18 protein-coding genes are annotated in these 21,193 nt (G+C 48.4%); 6 read left to right on the top strand and 12 right to left on the bottom strand.

The window, feature by feature from the left end; genetic code table 11:
- Position 1 precedes the first annotated feature (1 nt).
- Entirely contained in the window at positions 2-541 is a 540-nt protein-coding gene (locus SPICA_RS12055) for a Smr/MutS family protein (RefSeq protein ID WP_013969766.1), read from the top strand.
- Here the strand turns inward: SPICA_RS12055 and infA are convergent.
- Complete coding sequence (gene infA / locus SPICA_RS12050) at positions 522-746, bottom strand: translation initiation factor IF-1 (RefSeq protein WP_013969765.1); 225 nt, start codon at positions 744-746, stop codon at positions 522-524. The genes SPICA_RS12055 and infA overlap by 20 nt on opposite strands.
- A 161-nt stretch (positions 747-907) precedes the next feature.
- Between infA and SPICA_RS12045 the strand changes: the two genes are divergently transcribed.
- On the top strand, positions 908-1,264 hold the full coding sequence (locus tag SPICA_RS12045) for a TraR/DksA family transcriptional regulator (RefSeq protein WP_013969764.1): 357 nt from the start codon (positions 908-910) through the stop codon (positions 1,262-1,264).
- Positions 1,265-1,271: 7 nt separating this feature from the next.
- Here SPICA_RS12045 and SPICA_RS12040 read toward each other — a convergent pair whose 3' ends face one another.
- From SPICA_RS12040 to SPICA_RS12030, 3 genes are read right to left on the bottom strand one after another with little or no spacing between them, the layout of a single operon-like run.
- Positions 1,272-2,177, bottom strand: a complete 906-nt coding sequence (locus SPICA_RS12040; RefSeq protein ID WP_013969763.1) for a histidinol-phosphatase — start codon at positions 2,175-2,177, stop codon at positions 1,272-1,274.
- Entirely contained in the window at positions 2,174-4,687 is a 2,514-nt protein-coding gene (locus SPICA_RS12035) for a response regulator (RefSeq protein ID WP_013969762.1), read from the bottom strand. Before SPICA_RS12035 ends, SPICA_RS12040 begins: the two co-directional genes overlap by 4 nt.
- Before the next feature lie 9 nt (positions 4,688-4,696).
- Entirely contained in the window at positions 4,697-5,971 is a 1,275-nt protein-coding gene (locus SPICA_RS12030; RefSeq protein WP_013969761.1) for a response regulator, read from the bottom strand.
- A 58-nt stretch (positions 5,972-6,029) separates the two neighbouring features.
- Between SPICA_RS12030 and SPICA_RS12025 the strand changes: the two genes are divergently transcribed.
- Positions 6,030-6,611, top strand: coding sequence for a DJ-1 family glyoxalase III (locus SPICA_RS12025; RefSeq protein WP_013969760.1), 582 nt, complete (start codon positions 6,030-6,032; stop codon positions 6,609-6,611).
- A gap of 26 nt (positions 6,612-6,637) precedes the next feature.
- Here the strand turns inward: SPICA_RS12025 and SPICA_RS12020 are convergent, their stop codons facing one another.
- The 3 genes from SPICA_RS12020 to SPICA_RS12010 all read right to left on the bottom strand — a co-directional run bounded on the left by SPICA_RS12020 (position 6,638) and on the right by SPICA_RS12010 (position 10,361).
- Positions 6,638-7,666: an adenosine kinase gene (locus tag SPICA_RS12020; RefSeq protein WP_013969759.1), complete on the bottom strand. Its 1,029-nt coding sequence runs from the start codon at positions 7,664-7,666 to the stop codon at positions 6,638-6,640.
- Between the two features lie 19 nt (positions 7,667-7,685).
- The gene (locus SPICA_RS12015; RefSeq protein ID WP_013969758.1) at positions 7,686-9,023 is read right to left on the bottom strand and encodes an acetate kinase; all 1,338 of its coding nucleotides are present in this window, start codon (positions 9,021-9,023) and stop codon (positions 7,686-7,688) included.
- 87 nt (positions 9,024-9,110) lie between these two features.
- Positions 9,111-10,361: a mannose-1-phosphate guanylyltransferase gene (locus SPICA_RS12010; RefSeq protein ID WP_041396243.1), complete on the bottom strand. Its 1,251-nt coding sequence runs from the start codon at positions 10,359-10,361 to the stop codon at positions 9,111-9,113.
- 59 nt (positions 10,362-10,420) lie between these two features.
- Here SPICA_RS12010 and SPICA_RS12005 point away from each other — a divergent pair, with 59 nt between their 5' ends.
- Positions 10,421-11,251 (top strand): class I SAM-dependent methyltransferase, encoded by an 831-nt coding sequence (locus tag SPICA_RS12005; protein ID WP_013969756.1) that lies wholly within the window; start codon positions 10,421-10,423, stop codon positions 11,249-11,251.
- A gap of 107 nt (positions 11,252-11,358) precedes the next feature.
- On the opposite strand, the gene SPICA_RS12000 is transcribed toward SPICA_RS12005, so the two are convergent.
- Complete coding sequence (locus SPICA_RS12000) at positions 11,359-15,381, bottom strand: FlgD immunoglobulin-like domain containing protein (protein ID WP_013969755.1); 4,023 nt, start codon at positions 15,379-15,381, stop codon at positions 11,359-11,361.
- A 115-nt stretch (positions 15,382-15,496) separates the two neighbouring features.
- Here SPICA_RS12000 and SPICA_RS11995 point away from each other — a divergent pair, with 115 nt between their 5' ends.
- Positions 15,497-16,063 carry a methylated-DNA--[protein]-cysteine S-methyltransferase gene (locus SPICA_RS11995; RefSeq protein WP_013969754.1) on the top strand — a complete coding sequence of 189 codons (567 nt, stop codon included), beginning with the start codon at positions 15,497-15,499 and terminating at the stop codon, positions 16,061-16,063.
- Positions 16,064-16,109: 46 nt separating this feature from the next.
- On the top strand, positions 16,110-16,301 hold the full coding sequence (locus SPICA_RS11990) for a type II toxin-antitoxin system VapB family antitoxin (RefSeq protein WP_013969753.1): 192 nt from the start codon (positions 16,110-16,112) through the stop codon (positions 16,299-16,301).
- Between the two features lie 420 nt (positions 16,302-16,721).
- Here the strand turns inward: SPICA_RS11990 and gcvPB are convergent, their stop codons facing one another.
- The 4 genes from gcvPB to gcvT are packed head-to-tail and all read right to left on the bottom strand — an operon-like array spanning position 16,722 to position 21,058.
- Positions 16,722-18,173, bottom strand: coding sequence for an aminomethyl-transferring glycine dehydrogenase subunit GcvPB (gcvPB, locus tag SPICA_RS11980; protein WP_013969751.1), 1,452 nt, complete (start codon positions 18,171-18,173; stop codon positions 16,722-16,724).
- A gap of 55 nt (positions 18,174-18,228) precedes the next feature.
- Positions 18,229-19,557, bottom strand: a complete 1,329-nt coding sequence (gene gcvPA / locus SPICA_RS11975) for an aminomethyl-transferring glycine dehydrogenase subunit GcvPA (RefSeq protein WP_013969750.1) — start codon at positions 19,555-19,557, stop codon at positions 18,229-18,231.
- A gap of 2 nt (positions 19,558-19,559) precedes the next feature.
- Positions 19,560-19,943: a glycine cleavage system protein GcvH gene (gene gcvH / locus SPICA_RS11970; RefSeq protein ID WP_013969749.1), complete on the bottom strand. Its 384-nt coding sequence runs from the start codon at positions 19,941-19,943 to the stop codon at positions 19,560-19,562.
- A complete protein-coding gene (gene gcvT, locus SPICA_RS11965; protein WP_013969748.1) occupies positions 19,940-21,058 on the bottom strand; it encodes a glycine cleavage system aminomethyltransferase GcvT in 1,119 nt (372 codons plus the stop codon). Before gcvT ends, gcvH begins: the two co-directional genes overlap by 4 nt.
- Between the last annotated feature and the right edge of the window lie 135 nt (positions 21,059-21,193).

Raw genomic sequence — 21,193 nt, 5'->3', positions numbered from 1 at the left:
AATGGATTTTGGTGATATTCTTGATGAATGGGAACGGCAAACCGCAAAGCCTGCAGGTAAAAAAGCAATTAAGGCTCAAGAGCGGGCTTTAAACCAACAGGCCCATAATGGAGTACTGCCCCCTGATGAAAAGGTAAACCCTTTAACGGCATGGCTGCGTGTTCATGGTGTTGAGGATAAAGATAACAAAAGTTCTGACAGGGAACTTTCAGATATGGAATTGCGTAGGCAGGAACGGAAGCGGCTCTCGCAGAAAGCTCCCGATGCAGTAGTAGATTTGCATGGTCTAACCAGAGATGAAGCCTGGGATCAATTGATTCTATTTTTTAACAAGGCGAAAAATCATGGGGCAGAAAAGGTGCTTATTATCCATGGAAAGGGAAATCATTCTGAGGGGGAAGCGGTCTTAAAAAGAACGACCCTGCAGTTTATTGAACAGTGTCCCTATGCGGGAATGCATGGGCATCCCCCCGCCGAAGGAGGCGGTTCCGGGGCTACCTGGGTGTGCTTAAAAAAGGATATTACCGCTCGCGATAGATAATACGGCCACGGCTAAGGTCATAGGGAGATAATGCAATACGAACCCGATCTCCGGGGACAATACGTATATAGTGCTTTCGCATTTTACCTGACAGATGGGCTAGAATAAGATGTCCGTTCTGGTTGTCCAGTTCTACACGGAACATGGTGTTGGGAAGGGCTTCACGAACGATCCCTTCTACTTCTATAGCTTCTTCTTTCGCCACAAAAACTCCTTGAAAAATTTGCAATCCGACTCTCGGTACGTTTATAATGCTATAGTCAAGTGCTATAGTTTGTCAACCTAGGTAATCAACCTGGGTAAAAACATCTTGACAAAAGTTACGTTGTACGGCAATGTAGCCGGACTTATTAAGGGGGGACCGGCATGGATAAAGAATTTGTTGAAAAAATGAAGCAATCCTTGATCGATCTCAAGAAAGAGATCATCAATAACCTGATTGCAGGAAACGAAGATTTCAAACAAATCGTAGAGGAAATGGATCCCAAGGATTTTGCCGATATAGCCTCCGATGATATCGACCGCAAGATGATTGAGGCGATTGGCACCCAGGATGTAAAACGGCTTAAGGCAATTGATAATGCCCTCAGCCGGATACAGCAGGGGAAATATGGGCTCTGTGTAAAATGCGGTAAGAAAATACCTCAGGATAGGTTGGAAGCGATCCCCTATGCGTTAATGTGCATAGAATGTAAGTCTGAAGAGGAACGGCGCAATCGGTAATTCCGGTTTAGGGAAGTAGTTCGGTAACCCATCCTTCGGGCCCGCTTGTGTATGCAAGGGGGCCTTTGTTTTGTAAATCCCTTGATTTTCCGATAAAGTTTACAATTTCCCCATACCCGCTTTTTTTTAGAACCTCAATAGCCTGGTCGTAGTTTCCTCGTAAATGGGCCGTACTGTGGGCATCGGCGTTAATGGTAACTGGAATAGTATAATGGGCCATTTTTCTGAGAATTCCCGCTGAAGGATAGGTTTCATTCATGGTACCTCGATTCATAGCCCCTGTGTTTACTTCTACCACGATGCCGGCATTTTTAAGCTCTGGTAAAAGCTGCTCTGCATCCTTCTGGTAGCTTGCTGGTGCCTGATCGTTCCACCAGGCAGGATTATTCTTTTTAACCAGGTCAATATGTCCGAGAATGTCAAACCCACCAGCTTTTATCATAGCCCGGACATTGGTCCAATATGCATGGGCTGCAGCTTCATAATCGCCGGAAAAGAGTTCCTGTACACCTTGCTGCCATTCATCTCGGGGGCCATCGACGGTAAAATAGTATGACAGGTCCTCTTTAGTTAAATAATGCACCGAACCGATCGTGTAATCTAAGTTATAGGCACTGAACCGATGATCTGCAGGACCACAAACTCCTTCGATATAATCGATTTCGAGCCCTAGATAGATGCTGATCCTGCCTTCCCACTCCCTTTTTGCCTTTTGAACCGCCTCTACATAGGCATCGAGTTTATTCTGTGGCAGGTGCCACTGGGATACAATGCCACTCCCCACAGGCAAGGGGGCATGGGCGCTGAATCCCAGCATGGAAAGACCCTGTTCATATGCGGATTGGCAGAGTTCTTCTACGGTGTTTTTACCGTCACAAAAGGTGGTATGGGTGTGTAAACATGCATAATTCATAGGGTTAACCTTGCTACTCGTTCTTTAAACCGCATATAAGCCTCTGTAAGCGCTTTCAATGCAGCGGGGATATCCTCCCGTTTAAGATCCTTTATGTCAAGCTCAAGACGCCCTGCAGCCTGGCCTAGGTCCTGGGCGGAAAGATTAAGAGCACTCCCTTTTATGGTATGGGCTTCTCTTCGGGCTGTTTCCCAGTCTTCCTTTGCAATCAGGCTGGGAAGCTCAGTAAGTTCTGCTTCGGTCCGTTCCATGAAACGGGTTAGAAGTTTCTGTACCGACTCGGTATTGCCAAAAAAGTTGTCCAGGAGCTGGTTCGTATTTAAAATATCGCGGTCAGGGATAGACCCATCCTCTGGCTCTGCTATTTCTTCCAGTTCTTCAAGTTCCTCGATTTCGCCGGAGCTTGTTCCTGGATCTTCTGTGGATTGTAGATCTATTGAAAGGCTCTCTCCAAGCCATTTATCGCACATTGCTTCGATATCGCTTCGTTTATAGGGCTTAATCAGTACATCGTTCATGCCTGCCTCGATACATTGTTCCCGCTCATCTGCCAGGGCACTGGCTGTAACGGCAATTATGGGACCTGTAAAGTTTCTCTGGCGTAATTTACGGGTTGTTTCATAGCCGTTCATCCGGGGCATCTGTATATCCATAAAAATAATGTCGAAGGGCTGGGCTTGTACTTTTTCGAGCGCTTCAATACCGTCCGAAGCGGTGCTGATGTACGCAAAACCGATTTTTTCTAGAATGGTACAGAATAATTGCTGGTTTACTGGATGATCTTCTACTATTAAAAGATGAGTATCGGTTTTAATTTCCCTACGTACTGATATGGTTCCCCTGTGAGCCTGTGGTACAACCCCTGTCCCAGTTGAAGCTGGTCTGTCGTTGGTTTGTATCTGATCGCCATCGCTGTCCAAATCTAGGGGTGTAACTTCAGTAGTCCCCAGGGCGTCGTATAATTCACGGCGTTTGACCGGTTTAACTATATACGCATTGAACCATCTAAGTAAGGTCATCTTAGCATCAGCTCCCAGGGTCCCCTGGGGTACCATGAGAATAAGACTTATTCCGTTAATAGCTTTGTCGTTGTTTATCTCCGCTGCGAGGCGCCATCCGTCCATTTTGGGCATGATCATATCGATCAGGGCGACTGAGAAAGGCCTCCCTGCGGCAGCAGCGGTTACCAATTTACTCAGGGCTTCTTCCCCTGAAGCGGCTTCTTCAATATGAGAATATCCCTGCTCAAAAAGATAATTTGCAAGAATCCGTCGGGTTTCGCTGAAATCGTCTACAATAAGTATCCGGTCATCCTGTTGCACCTTAGGATAGGATGGTGCAAATTCAAAATGGGAATGTTCTATGGGTATGATAAAACGGAATATGGAACCTCCACCTTCATTGGGTACCATGGAAATTTCTCCACCCATAGACTGAACCAGATGGCGTGAGATGGCCAGACCTAACCCTGTTCCCCCAAAACGGCGGGTCGTTGAGGGATCCCCCTGGAAAAAGGTAGTAAACAGCTTAGGTCGTAATTCTGGAGCAATTCCGATACCAGTGTCAGCTACGGTAATTGTAATAGCTTCTGAATCATGGTATTTAGTTTTTCTACAAGAAACAATGATACTACCTTCATGGGTAAACTTTACCGCATTTTTCACGAGATTGATGATAATCTGTCTAAACCTGTTAGGATCTCCCTTAATGTGTAATGCCGCGTCTTTTGGTATATCAATAGCAATCTCAAGCCCCTTTTTGTGAGCTTCTAAAGATATCATATCTACCGATTGTTCTATCATTTCTTCTACAGAAAAATCGATATGTTCCAGGGCAAGCTTTCCAGCTTCTATTTTGGAATAATCCAGAATATCATTGACGAGAGATAGTAAAACATCAGCAGAGAAACGTATTTGCCGGGCATACTCACTCTGCTCATGGTCGAGGCGTGTGTCCTGAAGAAGTTCACTCATACCAATAATCGTCTGAATGGGGGTTCGGATTTCATGGCTCATATTTGCTAAAAACTGACTTTTAGTCTCAATAGCCCGTTCAGCTATTTCCTTTGCTTCCAGAAGTCGTTTACCCTCTTGCTGTTCCTCTGTTTCATCTTCTACTAAAACCGCTACAAAGGGGCCTCGTTGGTGGGGCAGCGCCCGTTCATCTTTTGGTATTGTCCATGCTTTAATAGAGAGCCAGCGGGCATGTCCTGAAGCATTTCTAAAAAGCGTATTAAAACTTACAGAATGACTAGAGCCAGTGATGAGTCGAGAAAAATGATAGGCAAATTTGTAGGCATCCCTGGCATGAAGAAATTCTGTAAATGGTTCATCTAATGATGTTATATCCTGACCTGTTAAAGAGTCGAAGGTTCGTTTAAAAAGATCGTTTGCATCGACGAGATAACCGTTTTCATTAAGTAAGCCTATCGCAGTACTTGCATGTGAAAAAAGTCGTTGGTACAGGTTAAATGGTATAGTTACCGATTCTTCTGGCATGGGGTCCTTCATGTCCTACCCCTATATAATAGGCCGTACTACTTCAATAGTTTTTTTTAAGATTTCTATTGGCTGAAGGGGTTTTATTAAATAACTTTTTACCCCTGCCTGAAATGCTCGGATAACTGAGTCTCGTTGGGTGACTGCAGACAGTACAATAATCGGCAACCGAATATCCCGGACTTTGAGCTCCTGTAGAACCTTAAATCCATCAACCTTAGGCATGAGTAGGTCCAAAAAAACAAGGTCATATTCTTTGTCTGCAACAGTATTCAGAAAACTTTCTCCATCCGGGTATGCGTCGACATGAGCTCCTACCTGCTCGAAGGTTGATTTTAAGAGTTCCTGAATTACAAAGTCGTCGTCTACTGTAGCAATCTGCATGTCTTCCATCCGTTCCCGCATATCGGAAATGGTGAAAACAGTTTTTTTAGTTACCTCAGTATCAAATTTAAGCATAACCGATTCAGATGCTATATTTGTTTCTGCCTGTAAAACCTTTTCGCTGATAATTTCAGCCTTTTTTTCTCCAAATTCAATGCTTCCATCCATCTCCGCAAGGAGTCCTTCCAGTGCATATTGGAGATTGGTGGTTACTTCGATACCATCGTATTCTTTTCTACCTTTAATAAAATTTTTTACAAAATCATCGTTGGTAAGGATACGGATATGACGAAGTTTTGCCCGTGAAGCCTGAATCACCGTATCGAGTAATTTTTGAAGGTTCGTTCCGTCAGCAAAGGATAGTTTGATATCACTCATCATCACGATAACCTTGGGAACTTTTATGTCATAGAGATCGATAAGTTCAAGAATTCGAAAACGTAGCAAGTCCAATTTTTCTCGGTTTAATCCTTTGGCAATCTCTATAAAAAGTATATTGTCATTAACATGAGTTTCTATAATGGATGGGGTATCATCAATATCAAAGCTTACCTGCAGGAGCTCTGACAGGGTTGCAAACAAAGCATCGATTTTGATTGGTTTGGTAAACACCTTCTTGACGTTATATTGTACAAGTTCGATAATTTTTTTCTGGTCAATCTTCTGGGCCATTACAATGACCGGGATGGAAGCTGTATTAGGATTTTTCTTTTTTTCTTTTAAAACTTCAATACAGCTCTGACGGCTCAAGTTATAATCGATGATAACCAGATCCGGCAGATTATTACGTATTTTCGCTATGCCGTCGAGGCCGTTAATAGCTATACTGACTTCGAGGCCCGCAGTGCTGAGTTTGATGCGAAGGTATTCTCGTAGGAGGGGAGATTCATCGATAATGATAATATGTTTCATAGTTATAATGTATTTTAGGAGAGTATATTATAAGATGCAAGAGACGAGGAGGTAGAAAATGGCAAAACGGGTATTAGAGTTTATTGCGGAGGGCTTTGAAGATGTTGAGGCTGTGACTCCTGCGGACTATCTCAGACGGGCCGGGATTGAGGTAACCCTTGTCGCAGTTGGCGCAAATACGGTGGTAAAGAGCAGTCGGGGGCTTACCCTCATGACTGATACAACCCTGGCAGAGCTTGCATCCCGAGGTGCATTGAACCCATCTGGATGGGATGGTCTGGTTATTCCCGGCGGTATGCCGGGGGCTTCCAACATTGCAGGTTCTGTGACGGCGGTAACCTTTCTCAAAGATATGCACCATGCGGGAAAAGTTGTAGCCGCTATTTGCGCCTCCCCTGCGGTGGTGCTCGCACCTCTGGGAATTCTGGCGGGGAAACGGTTTACCTGTTTTCCGGGAATGGAAAAGCAGGTGTCCGGCGCAATCTGGAAGGAAGAACGGGTTGTGGTGGATGGAAACCTGATTACCAGCCGTTCAGCGGGAACCGCCGGTGAGTGGGCCTATGAAATCATTAAAAAATTGATGGGCTCCGACGGGGCGGAAAAGGTGGCCTCGGCGGTTCTGTTACAACGGCAGGGTTAATAGTTTGCAGGACAAGTCCGTCGGATCTATATTATTCGCCTGTAGCGGGCGAGCTTTTGGGTTGCGATCCGGGTGCCGGGGATTTGAATAATTTCCCGGGCCAGCTGGTTCCCCAGATCGGCACAGTCTTCCAGGGATTTGCCGCGGAGCCAGCCGGCGATAAAGCCCGCCGCAAAGGCGTCCCCTGCACCGGTTGTGTCAAAGGGGACAATAGCCTGGGTTGGAGCTCTGTAAATCTCCCCATTCGCATAAACCAGTCCACCCTGATCACCACGTTTTACAGCGATGATGGGAAATATGTCATGCCGGGTGAGGGTCTGAAGCGGCCGGTACAGGTCTGTTTCATCAATGTCGGCGGCACTTACAAGGCTTAAGCGGGGATCCAGGTGGTGACAGAAAGCCTTGGCTTCAGCTTCATTGAGAAACAGCATGAGTGGTTTAGTTTTACAATAGGTTTCAAGCCGATCCGCATGGGCCTGTACAATAGCTTCTGAGCCTGCATCAAGGGCTATGAAGGTACCATAACGTTCTGCCAGGTGTACGATATGGTCGACTAAGGCAGTTCTTCCAAGAATGTATCCATCGATCATAATGAGTCGGCTCTGGCGGATCACCTCTTCGTTAATATGTTCAGGTCCCAATTCCAGGGCTGCCGAAGGACTGGCTACAATCCGTGGTGCCTCACCGGCTTTTCTCAGGATCACACAGCCGCCGGTAGGCTTTTCTGTACATACGAGAAGCGGCGCCGCTCCTGCCGCTGAAAGTTCCTGGGCGAACTGATTCCTCCATTCATCCCGGCCCACACTGCCTATAAAGGCACTGTGAATACCCAACTGGGCGGCAAGTTTTATGGTATTGGCCGCTCCGCCTCCGGCACACAGCACTGGACCGGAAAGCTCGCTGACCAGGGTGGCAAGCTGGTCATGACTGATATGGCGGTTTGTCTCAAGAGATACCAATTCCTCGATAATGTTCGGTGTGGCGGTTCCCTTCAGATCTGCAAACACATCGATCAGGGCGTTACCAATTCCTACAAGTTCAAAGTCAGCGAGCATCCTTCATCAACCTATCGTATTATTTTGCCTTGACCAATATAGAAGCCAAAGCTGGATTTTTTACCAGGTCGTTTTTCAGGCCCTCGGCCCGGGCTTTGTTGACATAGTCGGGGCTCTGGAAGGTGTAGGTAAAGTTGGTATGAATGTCGTAGGTCCCGGCCATGAGGGCATAGGCATCTTCGGTCATTACCAGTTCCTCATCGGTGGGGATGATGAAGATCGGGATTTTTGAGTTGCTGGCGGCAATGTTGGTTTCCGCATTCCGGGTCCTGGCTATGGCGTTCTTTTCCGGATCGTAGACAATACCGAGGCCTTCCAGTCCTTCAAGAACCTTTTTGCGGATAAAGGGTGCCATTTCGCCAACCCCGGCGGTAAAGACCAGGGCATCCACCCGGCCAAGGGCGGCCATATAGGCACCGATGTATTTTTTAAGCCGGTATGCTTCGACATCCTGGGCAAGCTCCGCTCTCCGGTCTCCCTTTTCCACCGCCGCCTGTATATCCCGGCGATCGGTATACTGGCCGGTTATACCGAGCAGGCCCGATTTTTTGTTCAGGATGTTTTCGATTTCTGAAGCACTGGCACCGGTTTTCCGCATCATGTAGAAGGGCACTGCGGGGTCCACATCGCCCGATCGGGTCCCCATGACAAGGCCTTCCAGGGGAGAGAGCCCCATGGAGGTATCGAAGGAACAACCATTTTTCACCGCATTAATAGATGAACCGTTTCCGATATGGGCAATAATGAGATTGACATTATGGAAATCCTTGCCTAACAGCGCAGCTGCCCGTTTTGAGGTATAGAGAAAACTTGTTCCATGGAAGCCATAGCGGCGGACCGCATGCTGTTCATACCAATCATAGGGTACCGCATAAAGGTAGCTCGATTCGGGCATGGTCTGGTGCCAGGCCGTATCCATGATGGCACAGTGGGGCACATTGGGAAGCACTTTTTTAGCCGCTTCAATACCCATGATGTTGGCGGGGTTGTGCAGGGGTGCCAGGTCGGAGACCTCATGAAAGGCTTTCATAACTTCGTCGGTTACGATAACCGATTTGGTAAATTTGGAACCTCCGTGTACAACCCGGTGTCCTACTGCTTTAATCATTCCCATGTCGTGAATGACCCCGTGAACCGGATCGGTTAGGGTTTTGATGATAAGCTCGACCGCTTCGGTGTGGTTGGGACAGTTGTGATGCAAAGTATATTCTTCCTTGCCCTTTGCCTTGTGGGTAATAAAGGAGTTCCCCTGGGTAACCCGTTCCACAATGCCGACCGCGAGTACTTCTTTGGCATCCCAGTCATAGACCTGGTACTTGGCTGATGATGAACCGCAGTTCAGTGTTAAAATGACCATGAAAACCTCCACAATGTGTGTTAAGACTATCAAAATAGGGAATGGTTCTAGTAATGGTCTTGAAATCCCACAAGGGATTTCTCCATCCTATAAAAGATCCCCCCGGTTGGATTTTCGAATTGCTTCTACTATGGTCTTTACCTGTTGGCTATCACCCTTTTTACAGATAAGCACCGAAGGGATCCCTCCTCCCTTGCCCGAACGGACGACCACAATCAAGTCTTCTACCCCGCAGAGGGCCACGGGAATATCCGAATCGACAAAACAATTTGATGAATCGGCGGTAAAGATGGCTGCCTGCTGTTCTGTCGTGGTGTCGTCACTGACGCCCTGTGTGGTTTTCCCGCTTTTCTCAAGGACTTTGGCATACTCGTCCCAACTGCCCACATCGGTCCATTGGAAACGGCTTGCCACCATGGCGACGGAAGTACAATGTTCTGCAATGGCATAGTCTATCGATATGGATGGTACGGTGTTGTAGGCTGTCTCAAGGCCTGGCCAGCGGCTCACCAGGGTGAGGCCCCCCTGGGATCCAGCACGGTCCGGACCTGGCATGTTTAACTGCTCAACATGGTCCTCATCTGGCTGTCCCAGCTGTTCAAAGGGAGCCAGAATAGCCGGTGCATGCTGGCGGAACTGGCTCAGCATAAAATGTACGTCAAAGGCGAACATGCCGGAGTTCCAGAAAAAGGTTCCCTTAGCAAGAAACTCCTCTGCGGTGGCCAGGTCCGGTTTTTCCCGGAAGCTCATTACCTGGAAAGCCCGGGCGTCCAGAGCCGCCATGGCCGGGCCTGCTTCGATATACCCAAAGCCGGTTTCGGGTCTGCTCGGCTGAATCCCAAAAACCACAAGATGATCTGACTTCGCTAGTTCCGCTGCGGCCAGGGCGTCGGCGATAAAATCTTTGAGGGGCTCGATGATGTGGTCGCTGGTGAGTACTAAGACTGGATGTTTCGCCTGGGCCTTGGGATTGACCTGTTTGTTGGGGGGGGGCTGAAGGCTAGTCTGTTTGCTAGATGTTCTTGTAATGTACACCGCAGCACAGGCAATCGCAGGGGCTGTGTTCCGTCCTGCCGGTTCTGGAATAACCACGACCCGTTGTTTTTGAGTTTCTGGAAGACTTTCACAGGCTTTCATGACATGGGGTACATGAGAATTCCCCGTAACGATGAGTACCTTCCCATCCGCTTCGGTTACCGCAAAGGCCCGTTCCAATGCTGCCTGAAAAAAAGTACCTCCGCCGGGGATATTTAAAAATTGCTTTGGACAATAGGAATTGCTTGCAGGCCAGAGCCGGGTCCCTGATCCGCCTGCCATAATGATACAATCGTGAAACATTACTCGATTATACGCCATGAGCACTATGTGGAGCAACTGTTCAGTGGTATCATATCTTTATGGAAACAAAGAAAAAAGATGAATGGTTTTATGACGAAGCCTTCTGGGATCACTTTGCACCGATCATGTTCGATGAACAACGCTGGGCAGAGGTCTCTGCAGTCGCTGATGGCATAGAAGCACTGTATATGACCTATGGAGCCCCATGTAATGCCCTGGATGGTGCTCCTGGTATGCGAGTTCCCACGGGAATTGTCGGTGCTACCGTTGCTGGTCCCCTCACTATTCTTGATCAGTGCTGTGGGCTTGGGCGTCTGTCAGTGGAACTTGCCCGCCGGGGCCACCAGGTTACAGGGATTGATATAACTTGCAGCTACCTCGAGGCCGCCCGGGAAAGTGCCCAGCATGAAGGGCTTGCGATCGAGTTTATAGAAGCCGATGTGCGGTATTTTGTACGTCTGGATTCATATCACCTGGTAGTGAATCTGTATACATCCTTTGGCTATTTTGAAGAACAAGCCGATGATCGGCAGGTGGTGGCCAATGCCTACGAGTCTCTTGTCCCGGGCGGCCTCTATGTTATTGAGACCCTAGGCAAAGAACTGGCGGTTCGAGATTTTACCGAAGGTGAATGGTTTGAACGTTCTGGTGCGGTGGTACTGACTGAGTTTGAGCCCCTTGCTGATTGGGAATATCTTAAAAACCGCTGGATATTGTTAAAGGATGGACAGCGATTTGAACGGAGCTTTAACCAGCGGCTTTATGCAGCAACGGAGCTCAAGCGGATAATGCTGGAAGCGGGTTTCGTGTCGGTTATGGTTTTTGGAGACTGGGATCGGCGGCCTTATGATATGAAAGCCCAGAAGCTGATAGTGATGGGGCGAAAATAATGAGCAGGTAGTAACCATGGGCGCCTTCAAAACCTGACAGCGTTTGTAAAGGCGCCCTTATTTGAATCTGAGCGGCGATAGGTAAAACGCCGCTCGCATCAGCATTATTATTTAATCAATATAAATTCTACCCGGCGGTTCTTCCACCAGTTGTCCCGGTCTTCATACCTGACAACAGGTCGGCTGCCGCCCATGCCGACATAGCTCAGGCGGCTTCTATCGACCCCGAACTCAACAAGTTTCTCTACAATAGCTTTAGCCCTGGCTTCGCTTAAAGGCTGGAGTTCTTCCGTTTCTTCTTTTACGGTTCTGGTTACAGGGTTTGCATGACCTTCTACCTTAACCCGGTAATCCCGGAACTTATTCAGAATTTCTGCGATACGCCGCAGGACCCGAAGGTTATTATCTACCTTTTCATTGGGCAGATTGTTAAAATCTGCAGCATTTTCACGGAATATGATAGATGGGACCTTAATTTTTAGCAGATCCCCTTCTCGGATTACCAATACATCAATTCCTATGACTGCTGCTATAGTGCTTGTGTTGCCCAGGGTATCGACAGCCTGAACCTGTACTGGGTAATCAGTGGCGGCCTGTACAAGTTCTCCCTTGTTGCTTCGGCCATCCCAAGTGTATTGAGATGCTGGAGTACCCCTTCCTTCGATACGATAGAAAAGCTGTTTAGGTCCTTCGGGCTCACGGATTTCCATATTCCATGTAGCTATCGGGGAGGCATCTTGAACATTGATACGTATCGTAAGCTCATCATCTACTCCATCGTTGTCGGGACTGAAATACTGAGGTGAGGTGGAAAAACTGATCTTTGGCCCAGAAATGTCTACCACCATGGGTGTAATAGTCTGTTCAATTACATCACCTTTGGTATATAGAACCTGGAGATGGGCTGTATAACTGCCTTCGATAACCTGTCCGGCATCATTTTTCCCGTCCCAGAGTACTGTTTCTGGAGGAGTAGTCTTGCCGGAACCAAGGGTCCGGTACACGGAACCGGAGGTGCTGAGAATTTCAAGTTTCCAGGACTCAATACCATCCCTGGGATTCAGAATGATGGAGAAAGTTGTCGTATCAAATTTACCATCCCCATTTGGCGAAATTCCAAGAGCTGATGCTGTGAAAAAGGCTCGGGGATTACGGGCATCTACTGTTATTGGTTCCAGGGACTTTGATGTCCTATTCCCAGCATCGTCGGTAGCGCTTACGGTGAGCCGATAGTTCCCATCAGTCACCTGGTTTCCTGCATTATCTGTACCATTCCAGCGGATATCTGAGGCGGCTCCCTTCCATGCCCAGCTCATGATGCCTTTGCCTGTCATATCAGCAATTTCTGCTTTCCAGTTATCTTGGCCGGAGGTTGCAATTTCCAGTATCAGGAAATCTTTTTTACCATCCTGATTAGGTGAGAAGAGTGTATAGGGGGCTTTAAGCGATAATTCCGGTGCAATCGTGTCTACTGTAAAGGTCTGGGATTGAGCAACGGGATTATTTCCATTGATATACGTAATGTCAGCCCGTGCTATGTACTGTCCATCGCTCACAACGGTTCCTTCATCATTCTTGCCGTTCCAAAGGATGCTTTCTGGTACTCTGCCACGGCCTTCAAAATTGCGAACCGCTTTGCCGCTACTGTCTACGATACTAATCTTCCAGGTCTGAATACCATCCTTTACCTGAAGTTGTGGTAGTATATTGATGGAATCTTTGACACCGTCTCCATTCGGAGAGAAGGCCCGGAGATCGGTGCTTACCAAAACCGGTGTATCGGCAGTACTCAGGGTAAACCGAACCGAATTTGAAGTTCCCCTATTTCCTGCTCTATCGGTTGCAGCAAGTCGGTATTCAAAATCACCGTCTGCAGCGAGCCGGCCTGCATCGTCTCGACCGTCCCAGAGAATTCGTTTATCTGGCTGACCAGCGAAACTGAAAGTCTTTACCAGTACCCCACTGCCTTCTTTATAAACCGGATCACCGGTAATGATTCTTCGTATTTCTCCCTGCCAGCTTTGTTCTTCAGACCCTTCCTGGATAAAGACCATTACATCCTGTTTACCATCGTTGTTGGGAGAAAAAGCCGGATACTCAGTCTGTACGGTACCTGAAGGTGCGGTAATGTCCATAACAAAGGTCGGAGAAAGGGTTGTTGCTATATGTCCATTCTGATAGATGACACTAAGTTCAGCCTGGTAAATACCCTCAGCGATGAGATTCCCACTGTCATTACGACCGTCAAAATCGGTCTGTGGGGGTATTGATTGTTTCCCGAAATAATTTCGTACAATGGTACCATTTTGGTTCTTTACCACTAATTTCCATTCTACGATTCCCTCTTTTACGGGGACTCCGGGGCTCATCCTGAGTGTGTCCTTTATAGCATCTCCATTGGGAGAGAAATAACTGTCGCCAATAAGAAGGCTTACCACAGGCCGTTCGGTATTAACAATAATATTATCCAGTTGCATGCTTATCGAATTGTGAGCCCGATCGGTAGCAGTAATACGGTATGAATAGACCCCATCGGGAACGATAGCCCCATTGTCATTTTTCCCATCCCAGACAATCCGTTCAGGGGATCCGTTTATTATATTAAAAGATCGTATCTTAGTACCTGCGGCAGTATATATACCTGCATCCCAGAGGTCTTCCTGGGAACCTTTTAGGATAATTTCAAAGGAGTCCTTATTCCCGTCTCCATCGGGGGAAAAAATCTTTAGTTTCGAAAGATCCGAAGATCCCCCTGCTGAAGTAATTTCCACAATAGGGGCTGTAGTATCGACGATTACCTCGTATCGAGGGGAGGTAGCGGTGTTTTCATTATCATCCGCCGCAGAAAGGGAGAAGTAATAAATACCATCCGGTGCTACTTCTCCAGATTCCAGGATGCCATCCCACCGGAGGGTTTCTGGTACGGTCACGCCAGACTTAACATCCAGGATGCGATCAAGAACATTTCGGAATCCCTGGGTTTCAGGACGTCGTTCCTTGTTTCGGTAGGTTCGGACCACATTGTTATTATTATCGTAAATTTCAAATTTCCACCAATCAACATAACGCTGATCTGTGATACTAATAGGAAATTCCAATGCGTCTGCTTTGCCGTCATTGTTTGGTGAGATATACCGGGTTTCGGGGTACTCTATGGTGATAACGGGTGGTTTTTTATCGGCCACGCCCATGGTCCAACTTACACCGGTTCCAAATGCCCAAATATCATTATATAAGGGTTTTGCTGCTAATGTTCCCCCTACATCACCCTGTTGGTTTGTAGTAGTTCCTTTCAAGGTGAAGTTCGCGGTAATACCGATCGAAGGAATTACTGAAGGATGATTGCCATCGAGGGCTTCCTGTATATTAAAGCCTGTAGAACTCGAAATTGTGATTATTTGTGCAATTGTTGCTGAAAGCCCTAGTTTCCAAATTAGATTGGTTAATGTTGGTATGGAAAGGTCTGTGGCAAATCCGAGCCGTAGAGGGTCTGGTTTTCCATCCTTGCCAGAAATGTGGAGATAATCGAAGGAGACACCCCCCGCCAAAGTGAATGGGGAGGGTAAAAAACTCTTTCCGAGTCCGCCAAACACCACCGCCCAGGTAAAGTCATCGAGCATATAGAGTTTTCCCATGTTGTACCGGAAACCCAGGTCGAGGGCGGCGGTCCAATCGCTGCCAAGACCGAAGTTAAGGCCTGTACCGACAGTCATTCCGGGGTAGAGTTCTTTTGCCACACCCAAGTCAATGGCGAAGGTTGTTCCGATAGGAAAGGCATCAAAGGGACTTGAAAGAAGTCGAGTAGATCCAGAAAAAACAGCATATTTAGTGGGATAGATAGCCCCGAGCGAGATGGCATGGCCAATGCCTGTTTCTGAGCCAAGCCCGGTTAATACAAGGTAGCCCGCATCCAGAAGGGTTCGCTGTGCTTGGCCAGCACTGGCTGGGTTCAGTGATTGAGCCGCCGAAGTCCCTGTAGAGGTGGAAAAAAGCCCTCCCCCTGCGGCTTGCGGCGAATAGAGATCCTGGGCTGTATCAACCCCCACGGTCTGTGCTAAGACCGAAAGGGAGCCCATCAATATAATTACTAAAAAGGATGCTGTGCGTTGCAGCTGCCGTAATAAACGCATGAAAACCTCCATAGGAATACTATAACCTCTCTACAATAACAATCGGCCATATCAGACCGATACAATAGCCCTCGGTCGTTATCTATAATATATCAAATAATGGTATACTACACCCATGAAATACACCTTTTTGATGCAAAGTCCTCTGGGAACATTAAGGGTTATCACAACAGATGCGGCTCTGTCAGGTATCGATTTTGTAAATCAGATTGATGAAATACCGGGGAGCGCTGCAGAACAGGTGGCCATCCTGTCCATCCCTGTTGATGAAAAGGAGACCCCTTTGTTGGCGGCCGATCAGAAATCAATTTGTATGATGAAAGTCTCTTCCATTATTGAACAGTTTGAAAAAGAGCTTGCATCCTATTTCTCAGGTACTCTGCAGGTATTCACAGTCCCTTTTGCTGTGGAGACTGGTACTGAATTTCAGAAAAAGGTTTGGCAGGCATTGCTCAGCATACCCTACGGAGAGACCCGCACCTATGGGGACCTGGCTCGTTCCCTTGGTTTAACCCTCGGGGCAAGCCGGGCCGTAGGGAATGCCTGCGGGGCAAACCCCATCCCCATCATCATTCCCTGCCACCGGGTCGTCGCCGCCGGGGGCAGTCTTGGCGGCTACTCCGGCGGCCTCTGGCGCAAAGCACGGCTGTTGGCCCTGGAAGGGGCAGCCTCAATTGCTTGATTATGCATAAAATATAAAGTACTTTGTATGCATACGGAGGCTATATATGAGAACTACCCTCGATTTGCCTGAAGATCTTATACAAGAGGCGATGAAGATAACTCATATTTCTACAAAGACTGATCTCATTAAGATAGCTCTACAAAACCTTATACAGAAAGAAAAAAGCAAAGAACTAAAAGATTATTTTGGAAAGATAGATTTGGATATTGATCTTGATGTACTGAGAAAACGATGAGCAAAATCCTAGTTGATTCATCTGTTTGGATATCCTTTCTTAAAGGGAATGAAGAAGGAAAGCTATTATTCCCATTACTGGATTCTAATCAAGCATGTGTTAATGACCTCATCTTAACAGAGCTTCTGCCTGCCCTAATACATTAAAGGGAATTACTATTAGTAGATTTGCTTAGATCAATTGAAAAGATAAAAATCGATATTAATTGGGATGATATTATCCGAATGCAAACAATAAATTTAAAAAATGGTTTGAATAGGGTTGGAATTCCGGATTTAATCATTGCTCAGAATTCAATACAAAACCAAGTCCAACTTTTCAGTTTTGATAAGCACTTTGAAATTATGAAACAGTATACAAAAATATAGGGAGCGCTAAAAAATTGGCAAAGTTTTTAGAAGCTCCCAAAAACGTACATTTTTACCCCTTGTAGCAGAGGATGGGCTTGCGGGCGGCGGTGGTTTCGTCGAGCCGGCCCACAGGGGTGTTGTGGGGGGCCGATTTAACCAGGTCCGGATTGTTCTGAGCCTCGTCGGCGATGGCCAGCAGGGCCTTTGCAAAGGCTTCCAGGGTTTCGGGACTTTCGGTTTCTGTGGGTTCCACCATCAGAGCTTCCTTTACGATGAGGGGGAAGTAGATTGTGGGGGGATGGAAGCCGTAATCGATAAGCCGTTTGGCTATGTCCAAGGTGTGGATGCCGTTGCCAAGCTCCGGAGAGGCGACGAATTCGTGCATGTTCCACCGGCCTTCTCCATACACCGCCGGGTACTTTTCTGCCACGAGACTGCGGATATAGTTGGCGTTCAGAACCGAGTATTCGGCGACCCGGCGCAGGCCTTCGGAGCCAAGGCGCCGGATATAGGCATAGGCCCGCACCAGAACGGCAAAATTGCCATAAAAGGCCTTAATCCTGCCAATCGAGTGGGCCGGCATACGGGTGCTGAAACCTTCGGTGGTTTTAACCGCCACGGGACCCGGCAGGAACTCTGCCAGGCCTGCCGTGACTCCGACGGCTCCAGCTCCGGGGCCGCCGCCTCCATGGGGTGTAGAGAAGGTTTTGTGCAGGTTCAGGTGCATCACATCAAAACCTAAATCTGCAGGTTTTACGATGCCTACCAGGGCATTCATGTTGGCCCCATCGCCATACACAAGCCCACCGGCCCGATGCACAATGCTCATGATTTCCTTGATATTCCGTTCAAATAAACCCAAAGTGCTGGGGTTTGTTATCATGAGTCCCGCTATGGTCTCGGCCTTTTCGCCTGAACAGGCTTCACGCAGAGCGTCCATGTCAACACCGCCGGAGCTATCGGAGGGAATTGTTTCCGCAACGAGTCCTGCCATGGTACAGGTTGCCGGATTGGTGCCATGGGCCGAATCGGGAATGAGAATCCGGTTTCGTTTGGCATCTCCCCGGCTAGCATGCCAGGCCCGGATGATCAATACCCCCGTCAGTTCCCCATGGGCTCCTGCGGCTGGCTGAAGACTTACAGCTGTAAAACCAGTGATTGTCTTCAGGGCTTCCTGTAAGCCATGGATCAGCGCAAGGGCCCCCTGGGACAGGCTTTCAGGGGCTAGGGGATGGGCACGGCGGAACCCGTCATAAGAAGCAGCCACTTCGTTCATTTTGGGGTTGTATTTCATGGTACAAGATCCCAGGGGATAAAATTGGCCGTCTATGGAAAAGTTCATCTGGGAAAGCCGAGTAAAATGTCGAACTACGGTAAGCTCATCCAGTTCGGGAAGCTTTGGCGGTTCCCGAAGCAGTTCTGCCGGAAGTGTGGTTTCGGGAACTGACAGGGCCGGTAATTGAACTGCCCGGCGTCCTGGAACACTTTCTTCCTGTAGTAGGGGTACCGGTTGCTGCATCATTGTAGGCCTCCCTCTGGCTGCTGTATCAACGTAGAACTGATCTTAAAGTGTTGCATCATGCTACCGCCTCCCGTAGGGCTTCCACTAGGTCGTCTATGTCTGCACGATTGTGTTTTTCGGTAACACAGACTAAAAGTTCCTTTGTCCGATCCGGGTAATACCGGGACAGGGGAAGCCCTGGTACAATCTGCTTTTGGTACAGCTTTTCTGCCAGTGCTTCTGCCGAAATCGGCGTATGGACCACAAATTCTTTAAAAAACAGTCCTGGTTCCACAGAGAAGCCGGGGAGTTCTGCGATTTTCTTCGCCGCATAATGGGCGTTGTGCCAGCAGAGTTCCGCCGCTTCCCGTAATCCCTGGCGGCCCATCAGGGCCAGATATATGCAGGACCTGAGGGCCATGAGCCCCTGGTTGGAACAAATGTTGGATACGGCTTTTTCCCGCCTGATATGTTGTTCTCGGGCTACCAGGGTGAGGACAAAGCCCCGGCGTCCCTGGGCGTCCCGGGTCTCACCGACAAGACGGCCTGGGAGCCGGCGAACCAGGGCACTGGTGGTCCCCATGATACCCAGGAAGGGCCCCCCATAATTCAGGTCATTTCCCAGGCTCTGGCCTTCGGCGGTTACCACATCGGCTCCCCAGGCGCCGGGGCTTTTAAAGAGACCCAGCATAATGGGGTCTGCATGGACTACGAAGAGGCCTCCCTTTGCATGGACCGCCTCTGCTACACCAGTCAAATCCGGGATTCTGCCAAAAAAGTCCGGATAGGCAACTACCAGCACTGCTAGATCATTGGCTGGTAAAGCTTCGGCGGCACTTGCAGGGGAACCGGCATATTCCTGGATCGTACAGGTAAATGCAGAGAGATAGGTGTGGATCACCTCTTTATATTCGGGATGTAAACCCTGGGGGAGCAAAATCCGGGTGTGTGCCTCACTGTTTTTAAGTCCCATGAGGACCGCTTCTGCCAGGGCGGTAGCTCCATCGTAGTGGCTTGCATTCACCGCATCCATCCCGGTCAGTTCTGCTACCATGCTCTGGTATTCAAAGATAGCCTGAAGGGTCCCCTGGCTTACCTCAGGTTGATAGGGTGTATAGGCCGTGAGAAATTCGCCCCGGGATGCAAGGGCTGGTACGACCGTGGGAATAAAATGGTCATAGGCTCCAGCTCCCAAAAACCAGCGATAGGTGTCCGCCTGGGCATTAGCCCGGGAAAAGGTACCCAATTCCCGCAGAACCTCCAGTTCGCTTTTTCCTTTGTCCAGGGCAAGCTTTGGGAAACGATGTTCCTGGGGAATATCGGTAAAGAGGTCTTCCAGTGATAGTACTCCCAGCTGGTGGAGCATGTTCTCTCGCTGAGCATCGGTAACCGGGATGTAGGGCACGATTATTCCTCCGCCGCTATCTTTTCATATTCCCCAGGAGAAAGAAGTTTATCGAAGTCTGCGGGGTTTTCCGGAGCTATTTTGATAATCCAGCCATCTCCGTAAGGGTCCTTGTTGATAAGATCCGGGGCGTCCTGGAGTTGGGTATTTACTGCAGTTACTTTGCCGGCGAGAGGAACGTAAATATCGCTGGCTGCCTTTACCGATTCTACTACACCAAAGGCTGCACCCTTACCAAAACTGGTACCGACCTTAGGCAAATCCACAAACACAATATCCCCCAGACTATGCTGGGCATGGTCGGATATGCCAATAACGAATTCATTGCCCTCTTTGCGGGCCCATTCATGGGTTTTTGCATAACGACAGCGTTCATCCAGTTTCATGTGGTTCTCCTGTAGGTTGGAACATATAAGGGCCGTTGTACAACGACCGCCGGTTTTGCATTTCCACGGATACTGACGGCCAATTGGGTTCCGACCTTTGCATAAGCAGGCGGTACAAAGGCATTGGCTGAATAGGTTTCCGTAGTCGGACAATACATCCCAGCGACACAGATTCCTATTTCCTTGCCTTCCCGGTCAAGTACCTGATACCCCTCCCGAGGAACTCCACCGGTTACATTGATGGTAACCAGCTTTCGGGAAAGTCCCCGGGCTTTCAGTTCGATCAGGGCCGATTTACCGACAAAGTCCTTTTCAAAATCACAGGCCCAGGAGAGCAAAGCCTCCAGGGGGGTAATACTGGGGGTGATCTCATGGCCATGAAGGGGCATTCCTGCTTCGAACCGGAGGGAATCCCGAGCTGCCAGTCCGATGGGGCCGGCTTCTATGCCCAGTTTTTGAGCTGCAGCCAACAGGAATTCCCAGATATGGACCGACTTTTCTGCAGGATAAAAGAGTTCAGCCCCATCCTCCCCGGTATAACCGGTACGGCCAATCCTGCAGAGGATCCCATCAATATACGCTTCGATCATGGTAAAACGACTGGTTGCGGAAAGGGCTCCCCCGGTTATACTGTCGATTAGTGGCACTGCCTGAGGCCCCTGTACGGCGATCATGTAGGTTTCGTCGGAAATGTCCTGAACTTGTATTGGTGGTTTTAGATTGTTTTGGAAATATGCTACATCAATTTCCCGGTTCCCTGCATTCACCACTATAAACCATCGATCAGGCATCGATTGGGAAGCGGCTAGCCGATAGATAAAGAGGTCATCTATAACACCGCCTGTCTCGTTAAGCAGTAAAGCATAGCGGGCTTCTCCCGGTTTCATATCGAGCAGTCTGTTAGAAACCAGACGGGAAAGAGCTTCCCCCGCCCCAGGCCCCCAGATTAGCACCTGACCCATGTGGTCAATATCAAAAAGGCCCACGGAACGGCGGGTGAGCCGGTGTTCTTCTATGGCTCCTGTGGGATATTGGATGGGCATATCAAAGCCTGCGAAGGGCGCAAAGCGGGCTCCCGCAGTTTCATGCCAGGAGTGCAGTAATGTTGTCTTCATAGATAACCTCCTGCTCATTATAGGCCCCTTTTGAAGTGAGGGCAAGGAAAAATAATGAACAGGATTGGTCTTTACGAGAAGAAAAAGTCTGCCTGGGGAAAGGCCCTATATAAAAACCCCAGGCAAGACATCATG

Origin of the sequence: Gracilinema caldarium DSM 7334, assembly GCF_000219725.1 — a bacterium.
Taxonomy (GTDB): Bacteria; Spirochaetota; Spirochaetia; order Treponematales; family Breznakiellaceae; genus Gracilinema; species Gracilinema caldarium.
The sequence above is the reverse complement of the archived record's forward strand: the minus strand, read 5'-3'. Positions and strand labels throughout refer to the sequence as shown.